Annotated in this window: 19 protein-coding genes and 1 rRNA gene; 5 read left to right on the top strand and 15 right to left on the bottom strand. The window is 73.5% G+C overall.

Annotated elements, in window-relative coordinates; all coding sequences use genetic code 11:
• Window positions 1-117 precede the first annotated feature (117 nt).
• The 3 genes from ACFW01_RS35810 to ACFW01_RS35800 all read right to left on the bottom strand — a co-directional run bounded on the left by ACFW01_RS35810 (window position 118) and on the right by ACFW01_RS35800 (window position 4,709).
• The gene (locus tag ACFW01_RS35810; RefSeq protein ID WP_234960750.1) at window positions 118-2,145 is read right to left on the bottom strand and encodes a tetratricopeptide repeat protein; all 2,028 of its coding nucleotides are present in this window, start codon (window positions 2,143-2,145) and stop codon (window positions 118-120) included.
• Window positions 2,146-2,320: 175 nt separating this feature from the next.
• Window positions 2,321-2,956 (bottom strand): NUDIX hydrolase, encoded by a 636-nt coding sequence (locus ACFW01_RS35805; protein ID WP_234960749.1) that lies wholly within the window; start codon window positions 2,954-2,956, stop codon window positions 2,321-2,323.
• Window positions 2,957-3,041: 85 nt separating this feature from the next.
• Entirely contained in the window at window positions 3,042-4,709 is a 1,668-nt protein-coding gene (locus ACFW01_RS35800) for a CTP synthase (protein WP_234960849.1), read from the bottom strand.
• A 556-nt stretch (window positions 4,710-5,265) separates the two neighbouring features.
• Here ACFW01_RS35800 and ACFW01_RS35795 point away from each other — a divergent pair.
• Window positions 5,266-7,068 carry a glycoside hydrolase family 15 protein gene (locus ACFW01_RS35795; protein WP_234960848.1) on the top strand — a complete coding sequence of 601 codons (1,803 nt, stop codon included), beginning with the start codon at window positions 5,266-5,268 and terminating at the stop codon, window positions 7,066-7,068.
• A 65-nt stretch (window positions 7,069-7,133) separates the two neighbouring features.
• On the opposite strand, the gene ACFW01_RS35790 is transcribed toward ACFW01_RS35795, so the two are convergent.
• Window positions 7,134-8,087 carry an LLM class F420-dependent oxidoreductase gene (locus tag ACFW01_RS35790; protein WP_234960748.1) on the bottom strand — a complete coding sequence of 318 codons (954 nt, stop codon included), beginning with the start codon at window positions 8,085-8,087 and terminating at the stop codon, window positions 7,134-7,136.
• Window positions 8,088-8,178: 91 nt separating this feature from the next.
• On the opposite strand from ACFW01_RS35790, the gene ACFW01_RS35785 reads away from it, so the two are divergent.
• The gene (locus ACFW01_RS35785) at window positions 8,179-9,825 is read left to right on the top strand and encodes a PucR family transcriptional regulator (RefSeq protein ID WP_234960747.1); all 1,647 of its coding nucleotides are present in this window, start codon (window positions 8,179-8,181) and stop codon (window positions 9,823-9,825) included.
• Here the strand turns inward: ACFW01_RS35785 and ACFW01_RS35780 are convergent.
• From ACFW01_RS35780 to ACFW01_RS35760, 5 genes are all read right to left on the bottom strand, one after another.
• Window positions 9,822-10,970: a glycosyltransferase family 4 protein gene (locus ACFW01_RS35780; RefSeq protein WP_234960746.1), complete on the bottom strand. Its 1,149-nt coding sequence runs from the start codon at window positions 10,968-10,970 to the stop codon at window positions 9,822-9,824. The two genes, ACFW01_RS35785 and ACFW01_RS35780, sit on opposite strands and share 4 nt — an antisense overlap.
• Window positions 10,971-11,357: 387 nt before the next feature.
• Window positions 11,358-13,076: a DNA repair protein RecN gene (gene recN, locus ACFW01_RS35775; RefSeq protein ID WP_234960847.1), complete on the bottom strand. Its 1,719-nt coding sequence runs from the start codon at window positions 13,074-13,076 to the stop codon at window positions 11,358-11,360.
• A gap of 164 nt (window positions 13,077-13,240) precedes the next feature.
• Window positions 13,241-14,146 carry an NAD kinase gene (locus ACFW01_RS35770; RefSeq protein WP_307010954.1) on the bottom strand — a complete coding sequence of 302 codons (906 nt, stop codon included), beginning with the start codon at window positions 14,144-14,146 and terminating at the stop codon, window positions 13,241-13,243.
• Window positions 14,143-14,958: a hemolysin gene (locus ACFW01_RS35765; protein WP_384510684.1), complete on the bottom strand. Its 816-nt coding sequence runs from the start codon at window positions 14,956-14,958 to the stop codon at window positions 14,143-14,145. The genes ACFW01_RS35770 and ACFW01_RS35765 overlap by 4 nt, the downstream gene beginning before the upstream one ends.
• A 7-nt stretch (window positions 14,959-14,965) precedes the next feature.
• Window positions 14,966-15,286, bottom strand: a complete 321-nt coding sequence (locus ACFW01_RS35760) for a hypothetical protein (protein WP_234960744.1) — start codon at window positions 15,284-15,286, stop codon at window positions 14,966-14,968.
• 41 nt (window positions 15,287-15,327) lie between these two features.
• Here ACFW01_RS35760 and ACFW01_RS35755 point away from each other — a divergent pair, with 41 nt between their 5' ends.
• Window positions 15,328-15,675 (top strand): SCP2 sterol-binding domain-containing protein, encoded by a 348-nt coding sequence (locus ACFW01_RS35755; RefSeq protein ID WP_161329163.1) that lies wholly within the window; start codon window positions 15,328-15,330, stop codon window positions 15,673-15,675.
• Here the strand turns inward: ACFW01_RS35755 and ACFW01_RS35750 are convergent.
• The 4 genes from ACFW01_RS35750 to ACFW01_RS35735 form a co-directional block, all read right to left on the bottom strand.
• Window positions 15,659-16,558, bottom strand: a complete 900-nt coding sequence (locus ACFW01_RS35750) for an ABC transporter ATP-binding protein (protein WP_384510680.1) — start codon at window positions 16,556-16,558, stop codon at window positions 15,659-15,661. The two genes, ACFW01_RS35755 and ACFW01_RS35750, sit on opposite strands and share 17 nt — an antisense overlap.
• Window positions 16,555-17,601, bottom strand: coding sequence for a FecCD family ABC transporter permease (locus ACFW01_RS35745; protein ID WP_384510677.1), 1,047 nt, complete (start codon window positions 17,599-17,601; stop codon window positions 16,555-16,557). The genes ACFW01_RS35750 and ACFW01_RS35745 overlap by 4 nt, the downstream gene beginning before the upstream one ends.
• Window positions 17,598-18,644 (bottom strand): iron chelate uptake ABC transporter family permease subunit, encoded by a 1,047-nt coding sequence (locus ACFW01_RS35740; protein ID WP_234960741.1) that lies wholly within the window; start codon window positions 18,642-18,644, stop codon window positions 17,598-17,600. Before ACFW01_RS35740 ends, ACFW01_RS35745 begins: the two co-directional genes overlap by 4 nt.
• Window positions 18,645-18,716: 72 nt before the next feature.
• The gene (locus ACFW01_RS35735; RefSeq protein ID WP_384510672.1) at window positions 18,717-19,748 is read right to left on the bottom strand and encodes an HAD hydrolase-like protein; all 1,032 of its coding nucleotides are present in this window, start codon (window positions 19,746-19,748) and stop codon (window positions 18,717-18,719) included.
• Window positions 19,749-19,820: 72 nt separating this feature from the next.
• Between ACFW01_RS35735 and ACFW01_RS35730 the strand changes: the two genes are divergently transcribed.
• Window positions 19,821-21,113 (top strand): DUF1015 domain-containing protein, encoded by a 1,293-nt coding sequence (locus tag ACFW01_RS35730; protein ID WP_384510669.1) that lies wholly within the window; start codon window positions 19,821-19,823, stop codon window positions 21,111-21,113.
• A gap of 49 nt (window positions 21,114-21,162) precedes the next feature.
• Here the strand turns inward: ACFW01_RS35730 and ACFW01_RS35725 are convergent, their stop codons facing one another.
• Window positions 21,163-21,909, bottom strand: a complete 747-nt coding sequence (locus tag ACFW01_RS35725) for a hypothetical protein (protein ID WP_384510700.1) — start codon at window positions 21,907-21,909, stop codon at window positions 21,163-21,165.
• 63 nt (window positions 21,910-21,972) lie between these two features.
• On the opposite strand from ACFW01_RS35725, the gene ACFW01_RS35720 reads away from it, so the two are divergent.
• Complete coding sequence (locus tag ACFW01_RS35720) at window positions 21,973-22,989, top strand: hypothetical protein (RefSeq protein WP_384510706.1); 1,017 nt, start codon at window positions 21,973-21,975, stop codon at window positions 22,987-22,989.
• A gap of 32 nt (window positions 22,990-23,021) precedes the next feature.
• Here ACFW01_RS35720 and rrf read toward each other — a convergent pair.
• Window positions 23,022-23,112, bottom strand: a 5S ribosomal RNA gene (gene rrf / locus ACFW01_RS35715); the annotation flags it as partial.

The raw sequence follows: 23,112 nt of genomic DNA, 5'->3' as shown, positions 1-23,112 counted from the left end.
AATGGGCTATTACAAGACATACCCGCTCAAGCGCGGGCACACCTGGAGAGACCGCAGGAGAATGTGCGGCAGAGCCAGTCTAATGAAGGCGTTCCCTCTGTCTAGCCTTTCAAAGCATCAATCTTCAGACGATGCGCTACGGATTTCGCAGGCGTCTTCAGGATCTTCCCTCAGCATGCGGTCGGCGGTACTCCGCTCCAGGCCCGCCGCGACGGGGTCGCCGAGCCGGTCGAGGGTGTCGGCGAGCCGCAGGTGCAGGGCGGCCTGGAGCCGGACGTCCTCGGCCCGGCGGGCCCACTCGACGGCCTCCTGGCAGGTGCGCAGCGACTCCTCGGGCCGTCCGGCGTACTCCTGGACCCGGGCCAGCTCCGACAGTGCCCGCGCCTGCGCGGCCACGTCCCCGCCCTTGCGGTACCCGGCGACGGCCGCGCGCCAGGAGCGCACCGCCTCGCCGTAGCGGCCCGCGTAGGTGTGGGCGGTGGCGAGGCGGCCGTAGATGCGGGCGGCGTCGGCGCGCTCGTCGCGGGCCAGCCGCTGGGCCAGGGCCCGTCCGTACCAGTCGGCGGCCCGGTCGTAGTCCCCGAGCTCCAGGTGGGCGCCGCCCACGGATTCCATCGCGCGGCCGGTGGCGTACGGGTCGTTCGCCTCGCGTCCGGCATCCAGCGCCGCCCGGTAGCGCACCAGGGCCTCGGCGGTGCGGCCGGTGCGGGCGTCGAGGTCGGCCAGGTTCAGCAGGGCCGCGGCCTTCTCCCGGGGCAGTTCGCGGCGCTCCGCGACGTCGAGCACGAGGCGGTGGATGCCGTACAGGTCGGGGGCCGCGGCCTGGGTGCCGAAGTGCGCCACCATGGCCCGGACCAGCTGGGACATGAGCCGGCGGGCCAGGGTGTCCAGTTCCCCGTCGGCGACCGCGAGGCGGGCCGAGGCGAGCAGGGCGGGGCGCCGGGCGCGCAGCCAGTCGGCGGCCGCCCTCGGGGTGGGGAAGCGCAGGTCGCGCGGCATGCCCACGAGCTTCTCGCGGGCCTGCGGACTGTCCGTCTCGGTGACCGCCCGGCAGGACTGGAGCAGCCGCACCGTCCGCTCCAGCATCCGGGCGCGGGCCAGCTGCAGCTCGGCCGGCCGGTCCTGCGTCTCGGCCAGGCGGGTCAGCCGGGCGTGCAGGCAGGCGGGAACCTCGTACCCGGGCGGTGTGGAGCCGACCGCGCGCAGCAGGCCGAGGCCGACGAAGTCGTCGAGGGTGGTGCGGGCGCCGTTCACCGAGCATCCGGCGAGCGCGGAAGCAGTGTGCGGGTCGACCAGGCCGGCCGGGGCGAGGGAGAGCAGGCGCAGCATCCGGGCGGCGGTGCTGGGCAGTGAGGCGTAGACGAGGCGGAAGACGCGGCTGAGCGCGGTGCCCTCGTCGCCCTCCGCGTGCACGTGTCTGGCCAGGTCGGCGACGGCCGCCTGGGGCCGGGCCGCGAGCCAGCCGCCGGCCAGGGTGAGCGCGGCGGGCTGGGCCTGGCAGACCTCGACCAGTTGCTCGGCGGCCCGAGGGTCGACGGTGATGCGGACCGAGCCGGTGTACCAGGACAGCAGTTCCATGGCCGACTTGGTGTCGAGGCCGCCCAGCGTGCACGGGCGGACGTCCGTGATGCCGGTCAGCGGTCCCTCGGCGACCACCACGGCGAGGCAGTCCGGGGTGTCCGGCAGCAGGGCGTCGACCTGCTCGGCGTCGGCGGCGTCGTCGAGCAGCAAAAGGACCCGGCGGTCGGCCAGGGCGGTGCGCAGCGCCTCGGTGAGGTCGTCCTCGCCGGCGCCGGGCGGGGTGGGGCGGTCCAGGTCGGTGAGGAGCTCGCGGGCGATCCGTGCGACCGGCACGCGCGTGCCGTCGGGTTCGCTCAGCCGGGCCCGCAGCACGCCGTCGGGGTAGTCGTCCGCGACCTGGGCGGCCAGTTCCCCGGCGAGCGCGGTGCGGCCCGAGCCGGGGCGGCCGGCGATGAGCAGCACGCGCGCGCGAGGGGCCTTGCGTCCGGAGAGGGTGTCCAGGCCCGCGCGCTCGATGTCGGCGCGCAGCTCCTTCAGCTCCCGGTTGCGGCCCAGGAACCGACTCTCCTCGACAGGGTCTTCCGACAGCCGTTCGCCGTCCGTGTCCACCGCCTGATCCGTCACGGGCCACACTCCCGATCCCACCGCACCGGCGCCCGCCGGAACCCCGGTTCGGGCGTTTCCAGAGCCTAGTTCACGCTCTGCGACGTCCCCGGCGGAGCGCGGCGGGCAGGTCCCTCGATCGGATCAACAGATGGTCACACCGATAGGGGACGCCAGGTGTTCCGGCGGCGGCGGATCAGGCCTCGAAGGGGCGGGCCGGCCACGGCGCCCCGGCCGGGCGGAGCGCGTCGAGTCCGTCGCCCCGCTCCGCGGCGATCAGCGAGAGCACGCCCACGACCAGGCAGTTGTTGTGCAGCTCGCCCGCGAGGACACCGCGGACCAGGTCCGCGACCGGCACCCGGGCCAGCTCCATGTCGGCCTCTTCGTCCTCGACCTCGAAGCGCTCGCCCTCGGCCTCGGAGAGGTTCCGGGCGAGGAAGATCCGCACGGCCTCGTCGCAGCCGCCGGGGGTGGTGTAGACGTCGGTCAGCACCCGCCAGTCCTCGGCCTTGACGTGCGCCTCCTCGTACAGCTCGCGCTGGGCGGCGTGCAGCGGGTTCTCACCGGGGACGTCGAGGAGTCCGGCGGGGATCTCCCACAGCTTCTCGCGCACGGGGTGCCGGTACTGGCGGATGACCAGCACCCGGCCCTCGCCGTCCAGGGCGAGGACGGCGACGGAGCCCGGGTGGACCTGGTAGTCGCGGGTCACCACGGATCCGTCGGGCATGACCACGTCGTCCGTGCGGACGGAGGTCTTCTTCCCCCGGAAGGGCGTCGCGGTGCCCCGGACCTCCCACTCCTCGGGGATGTCCTTGATCGTGCTGCCCGTCATGCCTGACCTGCCCTTTCAGACGTACGCGAAAGCCGGGGCCCGCGCCGTTGAGTGCGCGTGCCCCGGCCACCGTACAACTGGTGTGCTACTTCGACGTCTTCCGCTCGACCGCGGCCTTGACCAGCCCGGCGAAGAGCGGGTGAGGGCGGGTCGGGCGCGAGCGCAGCTCCGGGTGCGCCTGCGTGGCGACCAGGTACGGGTGGACGTCGCGCGGGTACTCGACGTACTCGACGAGCTTGCCGTCCGGGGAGGTGCCCGAGAAGACGATGCCGGCCTTCTTCTCCAGCTCCGCGCGGTAGGCGTTGTTCACCTCGTAGCGGTGACGGTGCCGCTCCTCGACGTACTCCTTGCCGTCGTAGACCTCGCGCACGATGGAGCCCTCGGCCAGCTTCGCCGGGTACATGCCGAGCCGCATGGTGCCGCCCATGTCGCCCTCGCCGGCCACGATGTCCAGCTGCTCGGCCATGGTGGAGATGACCGGGTGGCCGGTGGCCGGGTCGAACTCGGTGGAGTTGGCGTCCGCGATGCCGGCCAGGTTGCGCGCGGCCTCGACCACGATGCACTGCAGGCCCAGGCAGAGGCCGAGCAGCGGGATCCGGTTCTCGCGTGCGTACTGGATGGCGCCGACCTTGCCGAGCACACCGCGGTCGCCGAAGCCGCCCGGGATGCAGATCGCGTCGACGTCGCCGAGCTGCGCCGCCGCGCCCGCCGCGGTCTTGCAGTCGTCGGACGTGACCCACTTGATCTTCACGCGGGCCTTGTTGGCGAAGCCGCCGGCGCGCAGCGCCTCGGTGACCGAGAGGTAGGCGTCGGGCAGGTCGATGTACTTGCCGACCAGGGCCATCGTGATCTCGTGGTCGGGCTTGTGGACGCGGTCGAGCAGGTCGTCCCAGGTCGTCCAGTCCACGTCGCGGAACGGCAGGTCCAGCTTGCGGACGACGTACGCGTCCAGGCCCTCGGTGTGGACGACCTTCGGGATGTCGTAGATCGAGCGGGCGTCGGGGCAGGCCACCACGGCGGCCTCGTCGACGTCGCACATCAGGGAGATCTTGCGCTTGATCGCGGTCGGGACCTCGCGGTCGCAGCGCAGCACGATCGCGTCCGGCTGGATACCGATGTTGCGCAGGGCCGCGACCGAGTGCTGGGTCGGCTTGGTCTTCAGCTCACCCGAAGGGCCGATGTAGGGCAGGAGGGAGATGTGGACCACGAACACGTTGTCCCGGCCGACCTCGTGCCGGACCTGGCGGACGGTCTCCAGGAACGGCAGCGACTCGATGTCGCCGACCGTGCCGCCGACCTCGGTGATCACGACGTCGACCTCGTCCGTCGCCATGCGGCGGATGCGGTGCTTGATCTCGTTGGTGATGTGCGGGATGACCTGGACCGTGTCGCCCAGGTACTCGCCGCGCCGCTCCTTGGCGATCACCGTGTTGTAGACCTGGCCGGTGGTGACGTTGGCGGAGCCGTCGAGGTCGCGGTCGAGGAAGCGCTCGTAGTGGCCGATGTCCAGGTCGGTCTCGGCGCCGTCGTTGGTGACGAACACCTCACCGTGCTGGAAGGGGTTCATCGTGCCGGGGTCGACGTTGAGGTACGGGTCGAGCTTCTGCATCACGACGCGCAGGCCCCGTGCCTTGAGCAGCATGCCGAGGCTGGAGGCGGTCAGCCCCTTGCCGAGCGAGGAGGCGACACCCCCGGTGACGAAGATGTGCTTGGTCGTCGAGGCTGTGCTGTTTCGAAAAACGCTGGGCGGCATGGCCAAGAGGGGGCTCCCGTGGTCGCGGTCTGGGGTGCGGTGCGCTCGCCCTCCGCCCCCGTCGTCCGGGGGTGTCGGCGGTGGCGCCGTCGCTGCGGTTCCGGGGTTTTTCTCCCACCGGTCCACGGGCTACCAGCGTATCAGCGCCTCGGGGCGGCGGCTTCCGGCCACCCTCCGCGCACGCCCGGACACGCAGGTGGAGACGTCACACTTTCCTCACCCGGTGGTCACCCGTTCGGCGGACCCGGGTTGCCCGGAGCGGCACACAGATCATCTACGTGCGTCGTATCCTGCTCGGACGTTCGCTGCCGAGCCGGCCCCGGCGACGCGGCACCACCCCTCGCCCGTCACCGCCGGAACAACGAGAGCTCGTCGGTTCTTCGAGCGACAGTTGAGCGACAATTGTCGTTTGCGGCGCAGTGTTTGGCTTGACGGCCGGACGACTGCTTTGCTTCATGGCTCAACCACACATGACACACACCCCTGACCCCACCCTTGACCGCACTAGCGACCGCCCCCATCGCGGGGTGACGTGGCCGTTCGACTGGAGTTGCACGTGGCCGGGCGCATCGAAGACTACGCACTCATCGGAGACATGCAGACCGCCGCACTGGTCTGCCGGGACGGCACAGTCGACTGGCTGTGCCTGCCCCGCTTCGACTCGCATGCCATCTTCGCCGGTCTGCTGGGCACCGGGGAACACGGTTTCTGGCGGATGGGGCCGGCCTACGCCCCCGGCGCCGAGCCGCCCACCGCGGCCCGGCGGACCTACCGCGGCGACTCGCTGATCCTGGAGTCCGAGTGGGACACCGGCCGGGGCACCGTCCGGGTGACCGATTTCATGCCGCCGCGCGACGGCGCGCCGCAGCTGATCCGGATCGTGGAGGGCGTCTCCGGCCGGGTGCCGATGCGCTCGGAGCTGCGGATGCGGTTCAGCTACGGCCGGGTCGTCCCGTGGGTGCACAAGCACGAGGGGCGCACGGTGGCCGTCGCCGGGCCCGACTCGGTGTGGTTCGACACGGACGTCGAGACCTACGGCAAGGCGCTCACCACGTACGCGGACTTCACGGTCGCGCCGGGTGACCGGATCGCGTTCACGATCTCGTGGGAGCCCTCGCACAAGGAGCCGCCCCCGCTGCCCGAGCCCGAGCAGTCCCTGGAGGCCACCGAGGACTTCTGGCGCGACTGGGTCGAGCACTGCACGTACCACGGTCCCTACCGGGAGGCGGTGGTCCGCTCCCTGATCACGCTCAAGGCCCTGACGTACGCCCCCACCGGCGGCATCGTCGCCGCGCCCACCACCTCCCTCCCGGAGGAGATCGGCGGCGTCCGCAACTGGGACTACCGCTACACCTGGCTGCGCGACGCGGCGATCACCCTGTCCTCGCTGCTGCGCACCGGCTACCGCGAGGAGGCCCGCGCCTGGCGCGAGTGGCTGCTGCGCGCGGTGGCCGGCGACCCCGAGAACCTGCAGATCATGTACGGCATCGCCGGTGAGCGGGAGCTGGGCGAGGCGGAGCTGGACTGGCTGCCGGGCTACGAGAACTCCACCCCGGTCCGGGTCGGCAACGGCGCCGCCCACCAGCTTCAGCTGGACGTCTACGGCGAGGTCACCGAGGCCCTGCACCTGGCCCACATGACCGGCCTGGCCCGCAACGACTACGCGTCGGTGCTCCAGCTGAAGCTGATCCGCTACCTGGAGGACCACTGGCAGGAGCCGGACGAGGGCATCTGGGAGGTGCGCGGCCCGCGCCGCCACTTCGTGCACTCCAAGGTGATGGCCTGGGTCGCCGTCGACCGCACGATCAAGCTGATCGAGTCCGGCGACGCGGACGGCCCGCTGGAGCGCTGGAAGCAGTTGCGCGACGACATCCACCGGGACGTGTGCGAGAAGGGCTACGACAAGGAACGCAACACGTTCACGCAGTCCTACGGCTCCCAGGAGCTGGACGCCTCGCTGCTGCTGATCCCGCAGATGGGCTTCCTGCCGCCGGACGACAAGCGGGTCATCGGCACCATCGAGGCCATCCAGCGTGAGCTGTCCACGTCGGACGGGTTCATCCTGCGCTACCCGACGGACGGCAAGGACGAGGGCGTCGACGGCCTGCCGGGCGACGAGGGCGCCTTCCTCGCCTGCTCGTTCTGGATGGCGGACGACCTGGCGATGATCGGCCGGGTGGACGAGGCCCGCAGGCTCTTCGAGAAGCTGCTGTCCCTGCGCAACGACCTCGGCCTGCTCGCCGAGGAGTGGGACCCGCGCCTCCAGCGCCAGGTCGGCAACTTCCCGCAGGCCTTCAGCCACGTGCCGCTGATCGACACGGCGCTGCGGCTGACGGCGAGCGGGGCGTACGGAGGCTAGCCGGGCCTGCGGAGTCCACGGGCCCGGTCCGTCGCCGTGCGGGGTGACGGACCGGGCCCGTCGGTTCAGCGGGCCAGCGCCGTCAGTGTCCGTTCGCCGCCCGGGTCGCCCGCGGTGGCCGGCACCAGGGCGATCTCGTCCAGACCGGCCGCGGCGTACTCGTCCATCCGGGCCCGCACGGTGTCGAGACCGCCGATGAGCCCCACCGTGGCCGCCGCCTCGGTCGGCAGCGCGCGCAGCAGGGTGTCGGGGCCGGCGCCGGTACGGGCCAGCTCGACGGCCTCGCCGAAGCCGGCCCCCTCGAACATCTCGCGGTAGCCGGGCACCGTGAGGTAGCCCACCACACTGCGCATCACCTGGGTGAGCGAGGCGGGGTCGGGGTCGACGGCGGCGGGCACCCAAGCGGCCAGCGTCGGCGGGGTGCGCCCGGCCTCCGCGGCCGCGGCGAGCAGCTTGGCGCGCACCACGGCGACCTGCTCGGGCGAGACGACGTCCAGGAGCATGCGGTCGGCGTACCGGGCGGCGATGGAGATCGCGCGGTCGCCGAAGGCCGCCACGGTCAGCGGGCCGCCCGGGGGCCGGTGCCGGCGGGTGAAGCCGCTGCCCGGGACGACGGGCTCTCCGGGTTCCCCGTGGAGCAGGTCCCGGAGCGCGGCCGCGGTCTCCTCCATCACGGCCGCCGGGCGTTCGCGGACCCTGCCGTGCACGCCCTCGACCACGCGCTTGCTGGACGTGCCGAGGGCCACACCGACCGGTCGCCCGGTGAGCGCGGCCACCGACGCGGCGCCCCGCGCGATGCCGTGGGCGTCGCGCACCGACACGGCCATCGGGCCGGCGGTGAGCGCCACCCGCCCGGTGCCGGCGCCGACGGCCGCGGCCAGCACGAACGCGTCCCAGGTCGGTCCTTCGCCCAGCCACACCTCTGGGTAGCCGAGCCGGTCTGCCTGCGCCGCCACCCGCAAGGGCTCCTCGAGGGAGCTGTCGTCCTCACGTGCGGCGGCCACTGCGGTGATCTTCATGCGGGGTGGCCTACCCGGAGGCCGCGCCGGCATTCGGGGGCCCCGGACCCGCGGATGTCCCGGGCGGCCGCCTGCGGGTAGCGTCCGGCTCATGGACAGCGGCAGGAACAGCGGATTCGACACCCAGGGCGCCGGGATCACCGTGCAGCGGGCACTGGAGCTGCCCGGGCTGCGCAGCGGCCTGCCGGAGATCCTGGCGGGCGCCGACCGGCTGCACCACACCGTGCGCTGGGTGCACGCCGGCGAGGTGCCGAACATCGCCTCGCTGCTCAAGGGCGGCGAGCTGCTGCTGACCACGGGGTACGGCCTGGGCACCCGCCCCGCCGAGCAGCGGGCGTTCGTCCGCACACTGGCCGAGCGCGGCATCGCGGCCCTCGTCGTCGAACTGGGCCCGCGCTTCGCCCGGCTGCCCGCGGCCCTCGTCGACACCGCCCGGTCGGCGGGGCTGCCGCTGGTCCAGCTGCACCGCGAGGTGCCGTTCGTGACGGTCACCGAGGAGATCCACACCGAGATCGTCAACGGCCACTACGCGCTGCTCCAGCGGGCCGAGGAGGTGCACCGCCGGTGCACCCGGGCCCTGCTGGGCGGCGGCGGGGTCCCTCAGGTTCTGGGCATCCTGGCCGACTTCGGCGACAATCCGGTCTTCCTGGAGACCACCGACGGCCGCCTGCTGTACGCCGCCGGTTCCGGGCCGGAGGGCGCCGATCCGCTCCAGGTGTGGGAGGGGCTGCGCGGCCCGCACAAGGACGCGCCGCCCCCGGCCGGCTCGGTCCTGGTGGACGTGCCCGGAGGCGGGCCCGGCGCCGGGTCGGTGCGGGCGCGGCTGGTGCTGCTGCCGGTGTGCTCGCCGCTGGCGCCGGTGCACCGGATGGCGGCGGAGCGGGCGGCGGGCAGCCTCGCCGTGGTGCTGATGCAGGCGCGGCAGGAGGAGGAGCTGGCGGCGCGCGGGCGCGGCGACTTCCTCAGCGACCTCGCCGAGGGCCGGGTCACGGCGGAGGACGCCCCGGCCCAGGCGCGCGTCCTGGGCTTCAAGCCGGGCGACGGTCCGCTGCTCCCGGTGGTGATGCGGCTCGGCGACGCCCTGGCCCCGGCCGGCGGCGGCTGGGCGGTGCTGGCCCGCGCCGTCGCCGAGGAGCTGGCGTCGGTCGGGGTGCCGGTGCTGCTGGGCGTACGGCCGGTGGAGGGCCGGGTGCCGCTGCTGCTCGGGCTGCGTTCGGAGTCGGAGCGGGCGGCGGTCGCGGACCGGGTCGCGGCGGCGCTGCGGGCGGGCGTGGAGCGGGCCGGGATGCAGCGGCCGGGGGCGCAGCCGCCCGTCGTGGTCGTCGGGGTGGCCGGCGGCTGGGCGGCGGCTTCGGCGAGCCTGCGCCACGCGGCGGAGACGGCGACCGCGGCACAGGGGCTGACCGACCGGCCCTGGTACGACGCGCGGCGCCTCGACATCGACCTGCTGCTGTGGCGGCTGCGCGACCATCCGGACCTCGCGGCCTTCGTGGACCGGGCGATCGGCCCGCTGCGCGACCACGACGACCGCTCGAAGCCGCCCCTGCTGCCCACGCTCCAGACGTACCTGGCGCACGCCGGCCGCAAGGCGGAGACCGCGCGCGAACTCCACCTCAACCGGCAGACGCTCTACAACCGGCTGGCGCGGATCGGGGAGTTGCTGGGCACGGACCTCGACGACCCGCAGACCGTACTGGCCCTGAGCCTGGCCCTGCGCGCCCGCCGGCACGTGACCTAGAGCAGCGGTGTGGGCTGGGTCAGCTCGTCGTAGACGCTGAGGACCTGGGCGACGGTCTCGTCCTCGGTCGGCCAGGTGGCCGCCTGTCGCACGCCCCGCGCCCGGAGTTCGTCCCGTCGGCCGGGGTCGCCGAGCAGGCGGACGACGGCGTCGGCGAGCCCTTGCCCGTCCCCGGCCGGGACGAGTTCGGCGGCGTCGCCGACGAGTTCGGGGATGCCGCCCACCTCGGCGGCGACGAGCGGCACGCACGCGTGGAGCGCCTCCTGGGCGAGCAAGGAGCGTCCCGTCTCCCGGCGGGCCGGCAGCAGCGCGAGGTCGGCGGCCGCCAGCAGGTCGGGGACGTCGTCGCGGCGGCCGGCGAGCAGCACCGGCAGCCCTTCGCTCTCGATCCGCCCCTGCAGCTCCGCGCGCAGCGGTCCCTCCCCCGCGACGACGACCAGCGGCGCGGGATCCAGGCGGCGCCACACCCGCGCGGCGTCGAGCAGGACGTCGTACCCCCGGTGCCGCTCCAGGGAACCGACCGCGACCAGCAAGGGGCGTTCCACCGCGCCGAGTTCGGCCCTCAGCTTCGGGCGCAGCCGGTCGGGGTCCTCGGGTCCGGCCGGGCTGCCCGGGCGGACGGGGAGCGCCACGGGGCCGAGCCGGGCGTCCCGCGCGCCGGCCCCCCGGGCCCCGTCGACCAGCCCCGAGGTGGTGCCGAGGACGACGGTGGCCGCCTTCATCACCCGCCGTTCCAGCGCCCGCAGCAGGTGGGCGCGCGCGCCCTCGGCGTGCGCGCGGTCGTGCCAGGTGACGACGAGCGGGGTGCGCACCCGTCGCCCGCCCAGGGCCAGCACCGCGCGGAAGGAGGCGTGCAGTCCGTGCGCGTGCACCAGGTCGGCGTCCGCGCACACCGCCCGCAGCGCGGCCACCGAGACCGGATCGCTGCTGCGCGGCACGTGCACGTGCTCGGCCCCGGTGCCCGTGAAGTCGTAGGTGCACTCCGCATCGGAGGGGGCGCACACCGTGACTGTCACGCCCCTGGCGACGAGCCCCGCGGCCAGTGAACGCACGTGCGCGCTGCTGCCGGCGTTGCCGCCGCCCAGCACCTGCACGGTGCGCAGCGGCGACTGGCCGTGCGGTGAGTGGCTGCTCACGGGGGTCACCTGGCCGGGGCTCCTGGTTCGGCGGGGGTGGGACACGAAGAACGTACAGAACGAGGGTGCGGAGGGTGTGTGGCGCGCGTCGTGCCGCGCGTCACTCCGTCAAGGATGCCAGGCCGTACGGGTGTTCCGGGAACGACGGCCGCCGCGGGCGGTCGGCCACCGGGGCAACGGAACGGCACCGGTTCACTCACACGAGTGAACGACGCGGGCCGGCCGCCGGCTCACCGGCCACCGCCGCGGCCACGAGCGCGACCGCGTGCGCGGCGACCACGGCCCGCCCGCCCGCGGCCACCACCGCGACCCCGAGGGCATCGGCGGCAACCCACCAGCCAGCCGCATCACCAACCTGTCCGGACAGCACACCTAGGGGCGTCCGGAACCCTGCCTCTACGCGTCCGCACGAGCCGTTTCGAGCAGTTCCTCCGCGTGTGCCCGTGCGGTCTCCGAGTCCTCCTGGCCGGCCAGCATCCGGGACAGTTCACGGATCCGCTCCTCGCCCTCCAGGACCTTCACGCCGGAGCGGGTCACGGACCCGTCGTTCGTCTTCTCCACCAGCAGCTGCCGGTCGGCGAAGGCGGCCACCTGCGGCAGATGGGTGACGACCACGACCTGCGCGCTCTTCGCCAGCCGCGCGAGCCGGCGGCCGATCTCCACCGCCGCCTTGCCACCGACACCGGCGTCGACCTCGTCGAAGAGGTAGGTCGGCACCGGGTCCGTGCCCGCGAACACGACCTCCACGGCCAGCATCACGCGCGACAGCTCACCCCCGGACGCGCCCTTGGCGATCGGCCTCGGCGGCGCCCCCGGGTGCGGGGCGAGCAGCAGCTCCACCTCGTCGGCACCCGACGGCCCGTAGGCGACCGCGCGACCGCCGACCTCGACGCCCTCCGGGTCCTCGGTCTGCCGGATCTCGAACGACACGCGCGCGTGGGGCATGGCGAGTGAGGCCAGCTCGGCGGTCACCGCGGCGGCGAACCGCTCGGCGGCCTCCGCCCGCGCGTCCGACAGCGCTTGGGCCAGCCCGCTCAGTTCCGCCCGCAGCGCGTCCCGTTCGGCGGTCAGTTCACCGATGCGCTCGTCGTCGCCGTCCAGCTCGGTCAGCCGCGCGGCACTCTGCTCGGACCAGGCGAGCACGGTGGCGACGTCCTCGCCGTACTTCCGGGTCAGCGCGGTGAGCGCGGCCCGCCGCTCCTCGACCGCGGCCAGCCGCAGCGGATCGGCGTCCAGGTCGTCCGCGTACCCCGCCAGTTCCCCGGCCACGTCCCGCAGCAGGATGCCGACCTCGCCGATCCGCTCGGCGAGCGCGGCCAGCGCCGGGTCGTGCGACCGTACGGCGTCCAGGGCCCGCTGCGCGCCCGCGACGAGGGTCGCCGCGTCGACGCCCTCGGGGTCCTCGGGGTTGCCGGCCAGGGCGGCGTGGGCGGCCGTGGCGGCCGAGGCGAGCGCCTCGGCGTGGCCCAGCCGCTCGGCCTCCTCCGCCAGCTCGACGTCCTCACCGGCGCGCGGCTCGACGGCGGCGACCTCGTCGAGGCCGTAGCGCAGCAGGTCGGCCTCCTGGGCGCGCTCACGCGCGCGGGTGGTGATCTCGTCCAGTTCGGTGGCGACGGCCCGCAGCCGCCGGTAGGCCCCGGCGTACTTGTCGAGGGGGCCGGCGACCGCGTCGCCCGCGTACCGGTCGAGCGCCTGCCGTTGCCGGGACAGTTTGAGCAGCCCCTGCTGGTCGGTCTGCCCGTGCACGGCCACCAGTTCGTCGGCCAGCTCGGCGAGCATCCCCACGGGCACGGACCGCCCGCCCAGATGCGCCCGCGAGCGCCCCTCGGCGGAGACGGTACGGCTGATCAGCAGCGCCCCGTCGTCCAGCTCGGCCCCGGCCTCCTCGGCCCGGACGGCGGCAGCGGCGCCCCCGGGCACGGCGATCCGTCCCTCGACGACCGCGCTCTTCGCCCCGATCCGCACCAGCGCGGCGTCCGCGCGCCCGCCCAGCAGCAGCCCGAGGCTGGTGACCACCATGGTCTTACCGGCACCCGTCTCACCGGTGACAGCGGTGAACCCGGGCGACAACTCGACCACGGCGTCGTCGATGACTCCGAGCGACCGTATCCGCATCTCCTCAAGCACGGACACGACCTTACGAGGTCGGGGCCGGGGAGTGCACACAGGCCGCCCTTCCCACCCCGGCGAGCGCACGCCGCTCAGGGGCGCGGGGAACTGCGCGACCAGCCACGACGCACCCGCGGCCGCCGACGCACCGAACCACCCCATCGAGTCCGCTAGTGCGGCGCCCCGCGCCACCCGGACACGGGCAACGCGAACTTCGCCACCAGCCGGTCGGTGAACGACGCGTGGTGCAGCCGCGCCAGCCGCACCGGCACCGCCCCCCGCCGCACCTCCACCCGCGCGCCCGGCGGCAACTCCACCGTCCGCCGCCCGTCGCACCACAGCACCCCCGGCGGGATGTGCGGCAGCACCTCCACCGCGAGCACGGAGTCCGGCGAGGTCACCAGCGGCTTCGCGAACAGCGCGTGCGCACTGATCGGCACCATCAGCAGCGCCTCCACCTCGGGCCACACCACCGGCCCGCCGGCGGAGAAGGCGTACGCCGTCGACCCGGTCGGCGTCGACAGCACGATGCCGTCGCAGCCGAACCCGGTCACCGGCCGCCCGTCGATCTCCAGCACGACTTCCAGCAGCTTCTCGGCGCCGGCCTTCTGCACGGCCGCCTCGTTGAGCGCCCAGTCGGTGTGCACGATGTCGCCGTTGCGGTGCACGACGACGTCGACGGTCATCCGCTCCTCGACCTCGTAGGCCCGGCTCACCACCCGGTCGACGACCTTGTCGAGGTCGTCCCGCTCGGCCTCGGCGAGGAAGCCGACCCGCCCGAGGTTGACCCCGAGCATCGGCACGCCGGAGGCGCGGGCGAACTCGGCACCGCGCAGCAGCGTGCCGTCGCCGCCGAGGACGATCAGCAGCTCGCACCCGTCGAGGCACTGCGGAGTGGCCTCGCCGACCAGCTCGACCTCGCCCGGCAGGGGGAGGTCCCGCGCCTCGGCCTCCAGGACCCGTACGCCGATCCCGGCCCGCAGCAGCCCCTTGACCACCAGCTCCGCGCTGCGGATGGCGGCGGGACGCCCGGTGTGGGCGAGCAGGAAAACAGTACGAGCTCGGTTCTGTGTCAACGCGGCCCCTCCGCCACTGCACGGTCAACGTCGGCCGGGTCCAGTGCGCCGGCCCCGGCCCGCAGCCACAGAAAGTACTCGACGTTCCCGGAGGGACCCGGCAGCGGACTGGCGGTGACCCCCTTCACTCCGAGCCCCAGTTCCCAGGCCTTGTGGGCGACTCCCCGCACGGCCTCGGCCCGCAGCTGCGCACTGCGTACCACTCCCCCGCTGCCCAGCCGCTCCTTGCCCACCTCGAACTGCGGCTTCACCATCATCACCAGGTCGGCGTCCGGCCGGGTGCACCGCGCCAGGGCGGGCAGCACCAGTCCGAGCGGGATGAAGGACAGATCCCCCACGACAAGATCCACCGGCTCCCCATCGATCGCTTCCAGCGTCAACTCGCGTACGTTCGTACGGTCCTTGACGGTGACGCGTTCATCCTGCCGGAGGCTCCAGGCGAGTTGTCCGTATCCCACGTCCACGGCGACGACGTGCGCGGCGCCCGCCCGCAGCAGTACGTCGGTGAAGCCGCCGGTGGAGGCACCGGCGTCCAGCACCCGGCGGCCCTCGACGACGAGACCCCGCGGCCCGAAGGCCGCGAGGGCGCCGGCGAGCTTGTGGCCGCCGCGCGAGACGTAGTCGGGATCGCCGTCGTCATCGGTCACCACGATCGCGGCGGCGGTCTCCACCTGCGTGGCGGGCTTGGTCGCGACGGTCTTGCCGACGGAGACCCGTCCGGCGGCGATCAGCTGGCTGGCGTGCTCGCGCGAGCGCGCCAGCCTGCGGCGGACCAGCTCCGCGTCGAGACGGCGGCGTGCGACTCCTGCCACGTTCGGTTCAGCTCCTGCGGTCGTACGGTGATGATGGCGGCGACGGGGACGCCGGGGGTCCCTGGGGTCCCGGGCGGGCGTCGAGCGCGGTGAGCGCGTCGCGCAGCCCCCGGTGTACATCCTCGTACACCTCGACATGTCCGTCCGTGGCCAGGTGGTCCGCGTCGGCCAGCCGCGCCAGCCGGGCGTCGACCTCGGCGTTGCCGGTCGGGGTGCGGGGGACGCCCAGCGGGGCGGGGGCCGCGGGCTCGTACCCGGACTCCGCCACCTGGGGCTCCGGCCCGGCCCCGTTCTCCTGGACCGCCGGCTCCGGTACTGCGTCGCTCATGCCCCGACGCTACCGCGTACCACGGGGTACGGTTCGTTCCGATGGCTACGACTGAGGAGTGCCGTGCGGCACTCGACAAGCTCTCGGACAACATGCGGGGCGCCGAAGGGGACGTGCGGTCGGCCGCCGCGCTGGACCGCTCGGTGAGCTGTCACATCACCGACCTGGACGTCACCTTCGCCGGACGCATGGCGGACGGCGGGATCGATGTGCGCGAGACCCTGGCAGGCCCCCCGCGCGAGAAGGCCGAGATCAGGCTGGCGATGACCGGCGACGACCTGGTGGCGCTGGTCGCCGGCGAGCTGAACTTCGCCAAGGCCTGGGGTTCGGGCCGGGTGCGTCTTGAGGCGGGCCTGCGCGACCTGTTCCGGCTCAGGAAGCTTCTGTAGCCGCCACCTTCCGCACCGCCTTGGCGAGCTGGGTACCGCCCGCGCTCCGCGCCTTGCGCGCCGCCGGCACCACCAGCGGCGTCCCCGTCTCCGGGTCGTCGATGACCTGGCAGCGCAGCCCGAAGACCCGCTCGACGAGGTCGACCGTGACGATGTCCCTCGGCGCGCCCTCGGCGATGATCTCCCCCTCGCGCAGCGCGATGAGGTGGGTGGCGTACCGGGCGGCGTGGTTGAGGTCGTGCAGGACCGCCACGAGCGTGCGGCCCTGCTCCTCGTGGAGTTCGGCGCACAGGTCGAGGACGTCGATCTGGTGCTGGATGTCCAGGTAGGTCGTCGGCTCGTCGAGGAGCAGCAGCGGGGTCTGCTGGGCGAGCGCCATGGCGATCCACACCCGCTGGCGCTGACCGCCGGAGAGTTCGTCGACATAGCGCTCGGCGAGTTCGGAGACACCGGTCTGCGCCATGGACTCCTGGACGACCCGCTCGTCCTCGGTCGACCACTGCCGCAGCAGGCCCTGGTGCGGGTAGCGGCCGCGGCCGACGAGGTCGCCGACGGTGATGCCGTCGGGCGCGATGGAGGACTGGGGCAGCAGGCCGAGAGTCCGCGCGACCTGCTTGGCGGGCATCGACTGGATGACCGACCCGTCGAGGAGCACCCGGCCCTGGGTGGGCTTGAGCATCCGCGACAGGGCCCTCAGCAGGGTCGACTTGCCGCACGCGTTCGGACCGACGATCACCGTGAAGGAGTTGTCGGGTATCTCCACCGACAGCTGCTCCGCGATGACCCGCTGGTCGTAGGCGAGGGTGACGTTCTCGGCGGTCAGGCGGTTCACGTTGCTCCTTTGGTTGTTCGGCCCACTGCGCACACCGGCACCGGCGCTCATATCCGGCCCGCCTTGCGCTCGGTGACCAGCAGCCACAGCAGATAGACGCCGCCGAGTACGCCGGTGACCACGCCCACGGGCAGCTGGTCCGCGCCGAAGGCCCGCTGCGAGATCCAGTCGGCGCTCACCAGCAGTGCGGCGCCCATGCACAGGGAGGGCAGCAGGTTGGGACCCGGCGAACGGGTGAGCCGCCGGGCCAGCTGCGGCGCGGTGAGCGCCACGAAGCTGACCGGGCCGGCGGCGGCCGTGGCGGCGGCGGTCAGCAGCACGGCGGCCACCATCAGCAGCGCGCGCACCCGCTCGACGCGCACCCCGAGGGCGTACGAGACGTCGTCACCCATCTCCATCATCCGCAGCGCCCGTCCGTTGCCGAGCACGAGCGGCACGAGCAGGGCGCACAGCGCGAGCAGCGGCCAGACCTGGTCCCAGTCGCGGCCGTTGAGGGAGCCGGTCATCCAGACGACGGCGCGGGAGGCGTCGACGATGTCGGCCCGGGTGAGGAGGTAGCCGTTGACCGCCGTGACGATCGCGGACACGCCGATGCCCACCAGGACCAGCCGGTACCCGTGCACGCCACGCTTCCAGGCGAGCAGATAGATGGCGGTGCCGGTCACCAGGCCGCCGGCGAGCGCGCCGAAGGTGACCTGGGCGGAGCTGCCGGAGAACAGGACGATCATGGTGAGCGCGCCGGCCGTCGCGCCCTGTCCGAGGCCGAGTACGTCCGGACTGCCGAGCGGGTTGCGGGAGATGGCCTGGAACAGCGCGCCGCCGACGCCGAGCGAGGCGCCGACCAGCAGTCCGACCAGGACCCGCGGCAGCCGCAGTTCGTTGACGATGAACTCCTGGCCGGCGTTGCCCTCGCCGGCCAGGGTCCGCAGCACGTCGGCGGCCGGTATCCCGAAGTCGCCGGTGCCGATCAGCACCACGCTCGCGGCGAGCGCGACGACCAGCAACAGGGCGACGACGACCACGGCCCGCACGTCGAGGCGGAACGACAGGCCACCGGGGCCGCGCACCGCACGGTTGCTCTTCGCGGTCTTCACAGCTGGGCCGTCCTCCGCCGTCGTACGAGATAGATGAAGACTGGCCCGCCGAGGACGGCGGTGACGATGCCGACCTGGAGTTCCGCGGGCCGTGCCACGATCCGGCCGAGGACGTCCGCGCCCAGCAGCAGCACGGGCGACAGGATCGCGGCGTACGGCAGGATCCAGCGCAGGTCGGGTCCGGTGAAGGAGCGGACGATGTGCGGGACCATCAGGCCGACGAACACGATCGGCCCACACGCCGCGGTCGCCGCCCCGCACAGCACGGTCGCGGCGAGCATGGCCAGCGCCCGGGTGCGGTTCAGATGGGCGCCGAGGGCCTTCGCGGTGTCGTCGCCCATCTCCATGGCGTTGAGCGGCCGGGCGAGCGCGAGCGCGAGAATCGTGCCCACGCCGAAGAACGGCAGCACGTCCATGATGGTGTCGTCGGTCGCCGAGGCGAGCGAGCCCACGGTCCAGAAGCGCATCCTGCCCAGCGCCGCGTCGTCCATGATCATCACGGCCTGGAGGTAGCCGAACAGCGCGGCGCTGATCGCGGTGCCGGCCAGGACCAGCCGCACCGGCGTGGCCCCCCGGCTGCCGCCCAGGAACCAGACCAGCGCGCCGACCCCGGCGGCACCGGCGAAGGCGAACCAGACATATCCGGTCAGCGAGGTGACGCCGAAGAAGGTGATGGCCGTGACGACCGCGGCGGAGGCTCCGGCGTTGATGCCGAGCAGTCCGGGGTCGGCCAGTGGATTGCGGGTGAGCGCCTGGAGCACCGCGCCCGCGAGACCGAGCGCGGCGCCGGCCAGCAGACCGAGGACGGTCCGCGACTGACGCTCGCCGACCACGACGTCGCCGTAGGTGCCCGAGTCGTGGAACAGTCCGTGCCAGACCTGCGCCAGGGACAGGTCCTTCGCACCGATCGCGATGCTCGCCAACACGATGGACGCGAGCACGGCCACGGACACGGGCAGCCCCGCGGCACGCAGGACGCGGCGCTTGGCGGGCGGCGCGGGGGCGGTCTCCGCGCGCTGTTCGGGGGGACTCTCGACCAACACGCTGGTTAGGCTAGCCTACCCTGCCAAGCGATCACGATCCCGTGGCGCGAGGCCGCCGCCCGTCCCGGTGGCTCACAGCCCCAGCCGCGCCAGCGCCTTCCCCGCGTCCAGGCCGCACCCTTCCTCCCCGCCGGCCGTCCAGGCCGCCGCGCACAAGGCGCGCAAAGCGTCGAGCGCCTCGCCCTCGCCCTCCAGTTCCAGCCGGTCCTCGCCCGCCGTCGCCGTCCAGCCACCGCAGCGGAATCCGTCGTCCGCGTCACCGCTGACCTCCGGCTGCCCCGTGAGCAGTCCGCGCAGATCCGCGTCGACGTACGTCGGCCGGTGCCGCGGCGGCGCGGACAGCAACTGCGCGCCGTCGGTCACGCCGGTCAGGACGAGCAGTGAGTCGACCTCACCGTTGAACGCGCCCTCGATGTCCGTGTCCAGGCGGTCCCCGACCACCAACGGCCGCCGTGCGCCGGTGCGCAGGATCGTCTCCCGGTGCATGGGAGGCAACGGCTTCCCCGCGACCCGCGGCTCGGCGCCGGTCGCGATCCGCACCACCTCCACCGCCGCACCGTTGCCCGGGGCGATTCCCCGGGCGCCCGGAATGGTGAGGTCCGTGTTGGATGCGTACCAGGGCAGGCCCCGCGCGATGGCGTAGCACGCCTCGGCGAACCGCCCCCACGGCAGCTCCGGCCCGCCGTACCCCTGCACCACGGCCGCCGGGTCGTCCTCGGCGGACTCCACCGGCTCGAGGCCGCGTTCACGCAGCGCCGCGCGCAGCCCCTCGCCCCCGACGACCAGCACCCGGGACCCCGACGGCAGCTGGTCGGCGATCAGCCGGGCCACCGCCTGGGCGGACGTGATGACATCTGCGGCGTCCGTCGCGATCCCCAGCTCGGTCAGGTGCCCGGCCACCGCGTCCGGCGTCCGCAGGGCGTTGTTCGTCACATACGCCAGGTGCATGCCGCCGTCGCGCGCCACGGCCAGCGAGTCGACCGCGTGCGCGATCGCGTTCCCCCCGGCGTACACCACGCCGTCCAAATCGAGCAGCGCCGTGTCGTACGCCTCGCTCAGGTGCCGCCCACTGCCCGCGGGCCTCGTCCTGACGCTCCGGCTCATTGCACATCGCTCCTCGTTCGACGCCTTTCCCCCGATCATCCCCCATGCCACCGACAGACGTACGATGCCGGGATGAACACTGCAGGTCACCCGGAAGCAACGGCGCACCGGGGCCTGGAACTCACCCCGTTCCGAGGCCTCCGCTACGACCCCGACCGGGTCGGCAGCCTGGCGGCCGTGACGTCCCCGCCCTACGACGTCGTGGTCCGCCCCGACGGCCTGCTGCACCTGGAGTCCGCCGACCCGCACAACATCGTCCGCCTGATCCTGCCCCAGGCCGCCACCCCGGAGGCGCGCCACGAACAGGCCGCCCGGACCCTGCGGCGCTGGCTGGCGGATGGCGTCCTGGCCACCGACCCCGAACCGGGCCTGTACGTCTACGAACAGCGCGCCGACGACGGCCTCCTGCAACGCGGCATCATCGGCGCCCTGCGCGTGTCGGACCCCGCCGAGCGAGTGGTCCTGCCGCACGAGGACGTCATGCCGCACGTCGTCGCCGACCGCGCGGCGCTCATGCGCGCCACCTGGACGAACCTCGAACCCCTGCTGCTGACCTACCGCGGCGACGACACCACGTCCGCCACGACCGCCCTCGTGGAACGCACCTCCGAACAGCCACCGCTGCTCGCGACCACCACGGAGGACGGCTACCGCCACCGGCTGTGGTCGGTCACCGACCCCGACGCGGTGGCCCGGGTCCGCGGCGAGCTGGCACGGCACCAGGCCCTCATCGCGGACGGCCACCACCGCTGGGCGACCTACCGCACCCTCCGCGCGGAGCACCCCTCCCCCAGCCCGTGGGACGACGGCCTGGTCCTCCTGGTCGACACGGTCCGCTATCCGCTGCGGGTCCGCGCCATCCACCGCCTGCTGCACGACCTCCCGGTGCAGGACGCCATCGCCGCCCTGGACGGCCACTTCCAGGTCCGCCGCCTGGAGACGCCGCTGGCCGAGTCCCTGGAGACCCTGGCGAAGGCGGCCGACGCGGGCAACGCCTTCCTGCTCGCCGGCGACGGCGCCTTCCACCTCGTGGACCGCCCCGAACCCGGCCTGCTGGCCCGCACGGTCCCCACCGACCGGCCCGAGGCCTGGCGCACGCTGGACGCCACCGTCCTGCACACCACACTGCTCGCCCATGTCTGGCACATCCCCGACGACTCGGCGGCCCACGTCTCCTACATCCACGACACGGCGGCCACGGTCGAGAAGGCGGAACGCGACGGCGGTACGGCGGTGCTGATGCACCCGGTCCGCGAGGAGGTCGTCCGCGACCTGGCCCGGCAGGGCGTCACGATGCCCCGCAAGTCGACGTCCTTCGGCCCGAAGCCGGCCTCCGGTCTGGTGCTGCGCACACTCGACGCGTAACGCGGAAGGGGCGGGACCGTACGCACGGTCCCGCCCCTTCGACGTCGCGTCAGTCCTTGTCGCCGTCCTCGGCCTCGTCCTGAACGGCCGTGCTCTCCCCGGCGTCGTCCGCACCTTCGTCGAGGGCGTCCACGAAGTCCACGCCGTCCAGCTCGGCCAGCCGGTCGGAGGCGTCCGTGCTGCCGTCCCGGTCGGACTCCACGGCCTTCGCGAACCACTCCCGCGCCTCCTGCTCACGGCCAGCGGCCAGCAGCGCGTCGGCGTATGCGTACCGCAGCCGCGCGGTCCACGGCTGCACGGAGCTGGAGGCCAGCTCGGGGCTCTGCAGCGTCACGATGGCCGCGTCCAGCTGCCCCATGTCGCGCCGGGCGCCGGCCGCCACGAGACGCATCTCGACCTGGCCGGCCTTGTCCAGCTTGTGCACCTCGGGCGTGCCGGCCATGTCCAGCGCCTTCTCCGGACGGCCCAGCCCACGCTCGCAGTCGGCCATCACCGGCCACAGCTCCACGGACCCGGTCATGCGCCGCGCGGCACGGAACTCCGCCAGCGCCTCGCTGTACTTCTGGTTGGCGTACGCCGCGAAACCGGCGGCCTCCCGTACGGCGGCGACACGGGACGCCAGCCGCAGGGCCACCCTGGAGTAGCCGTACGCCGCCTCCGGGTCCTCGTCCAGCAGCCTGGCGACCATCACCAGGTTCCTGGCGACGTCCTCCGCGAGCGTCTTGGGCAGGCTCTGCAGCTCCTGCCGTACGTCCTTGTCGATCTCGTCCCCGGTGACCTCCTCGGGGATCGGCAGCCGCTTGATCGGCTCCCGGTCACGGTCACGGTCCCGCTCGTCACGGAAGCGTCCGCCGCCACCATGCCGGTCGTCGCGCCCCCGGAAGCCTCCGGGCCGGCCGCCACGGTCGTCCCGACGGGGCCCACGCCCACCGCGGTCGTCCCGGCCACGGAATCCACCCCGGTCGCCCCGGTCGTCCCGACGGAAGCCGCCGCGGTCGTCGCGACGGTCATCACGCCGGTCATCCCTACGGTAGGCGGGACGGTCACCGCGGTCACCGCGGTCGTCACGACGGAACGGAGGACGGTCGTCCCGGCGGTCGTCACGCCGGTCATCCCGACGGTAGGACGGACGATCACGGCGGTCATCGCGGCGGTCATCGCGGCGGTCGTCCTGGCGGTACGAGGGGCGCTCGTCACGTCGGTCGTCCCGGCGGTCGTCCCGGCGGTCGTCCCGACGGTACGAGGGACGGTCATCGCGCCGGTCATCACGGCGATCGTCGCGACGGAACGAGGGACGATCACCTCGGTCGTCACGACGCGGGCCACGGTCACGGTCGTCCCGACGCCCGTACCCGCCACCGCGGTTGTCGTCGCGACGGAACGAGGGACGGTCATCGCGACGCTCGTCACGGCGGAAGCCACCCCGCTGACCGCCCCGGTCGTCACGGCGGTCGTCACGGCGGTCGGCGCGTCGCCCATCTCGGCGATCGTCACGGCGGAAGGCAGGGCGATCGCCACGGTCACGGTCATCGCGGCGGAACGAGGGACGGTCGTCGCGACGGAACCCGCGGTCACCGCCCCGATCGCGGTCATCGCGACGCGGCCCGCGGTCACGGTCGTCGCGGCGGAAGCCGCCACCACGCTGCCCACCGCGGTCACGGTCGTTGTCGCGACGGAAGCCGCCACGGTCGCCGCGCTGACCCCCACGGTCGCCGCGGTCACCACTGTCCCGGCGCCGCTGATCGCGCTCCGGTCGGTCGTCGGGAGAGTTGGTGGACATCGGGTGACTCCTGTCTTCGGTACCGCAAGTCATTCTCGCGCAGCCGGGTACCCGGTGCGCCCTGAAAAAACGAAAGGACCCCTGGTCCCCAGCTGAACGCTGGGGACCAGGGGTCCTTTCCAAAGATTGTTCGGCGGCGTCCTACTCTCCCACAGGGTCCCCCCTGCAGTACCATCGGCGCTGTAAGGCTTAGCTTCCGGGTTCGGAATGTAACCGGGC

It is taken from the genome of Streptomyces sp. NPDC058985, from assembly GCF_042740985.1.
In the GTDB taxonomy this organism is placed as follows: Bacteria; Actinomycetota; Actinomycetes; order Streptomycetales; family Streptomycetaceae; genus Streptomyces.
This window is presented reverse-complemented; position numbering and strand designations above follow the sequence as displayed.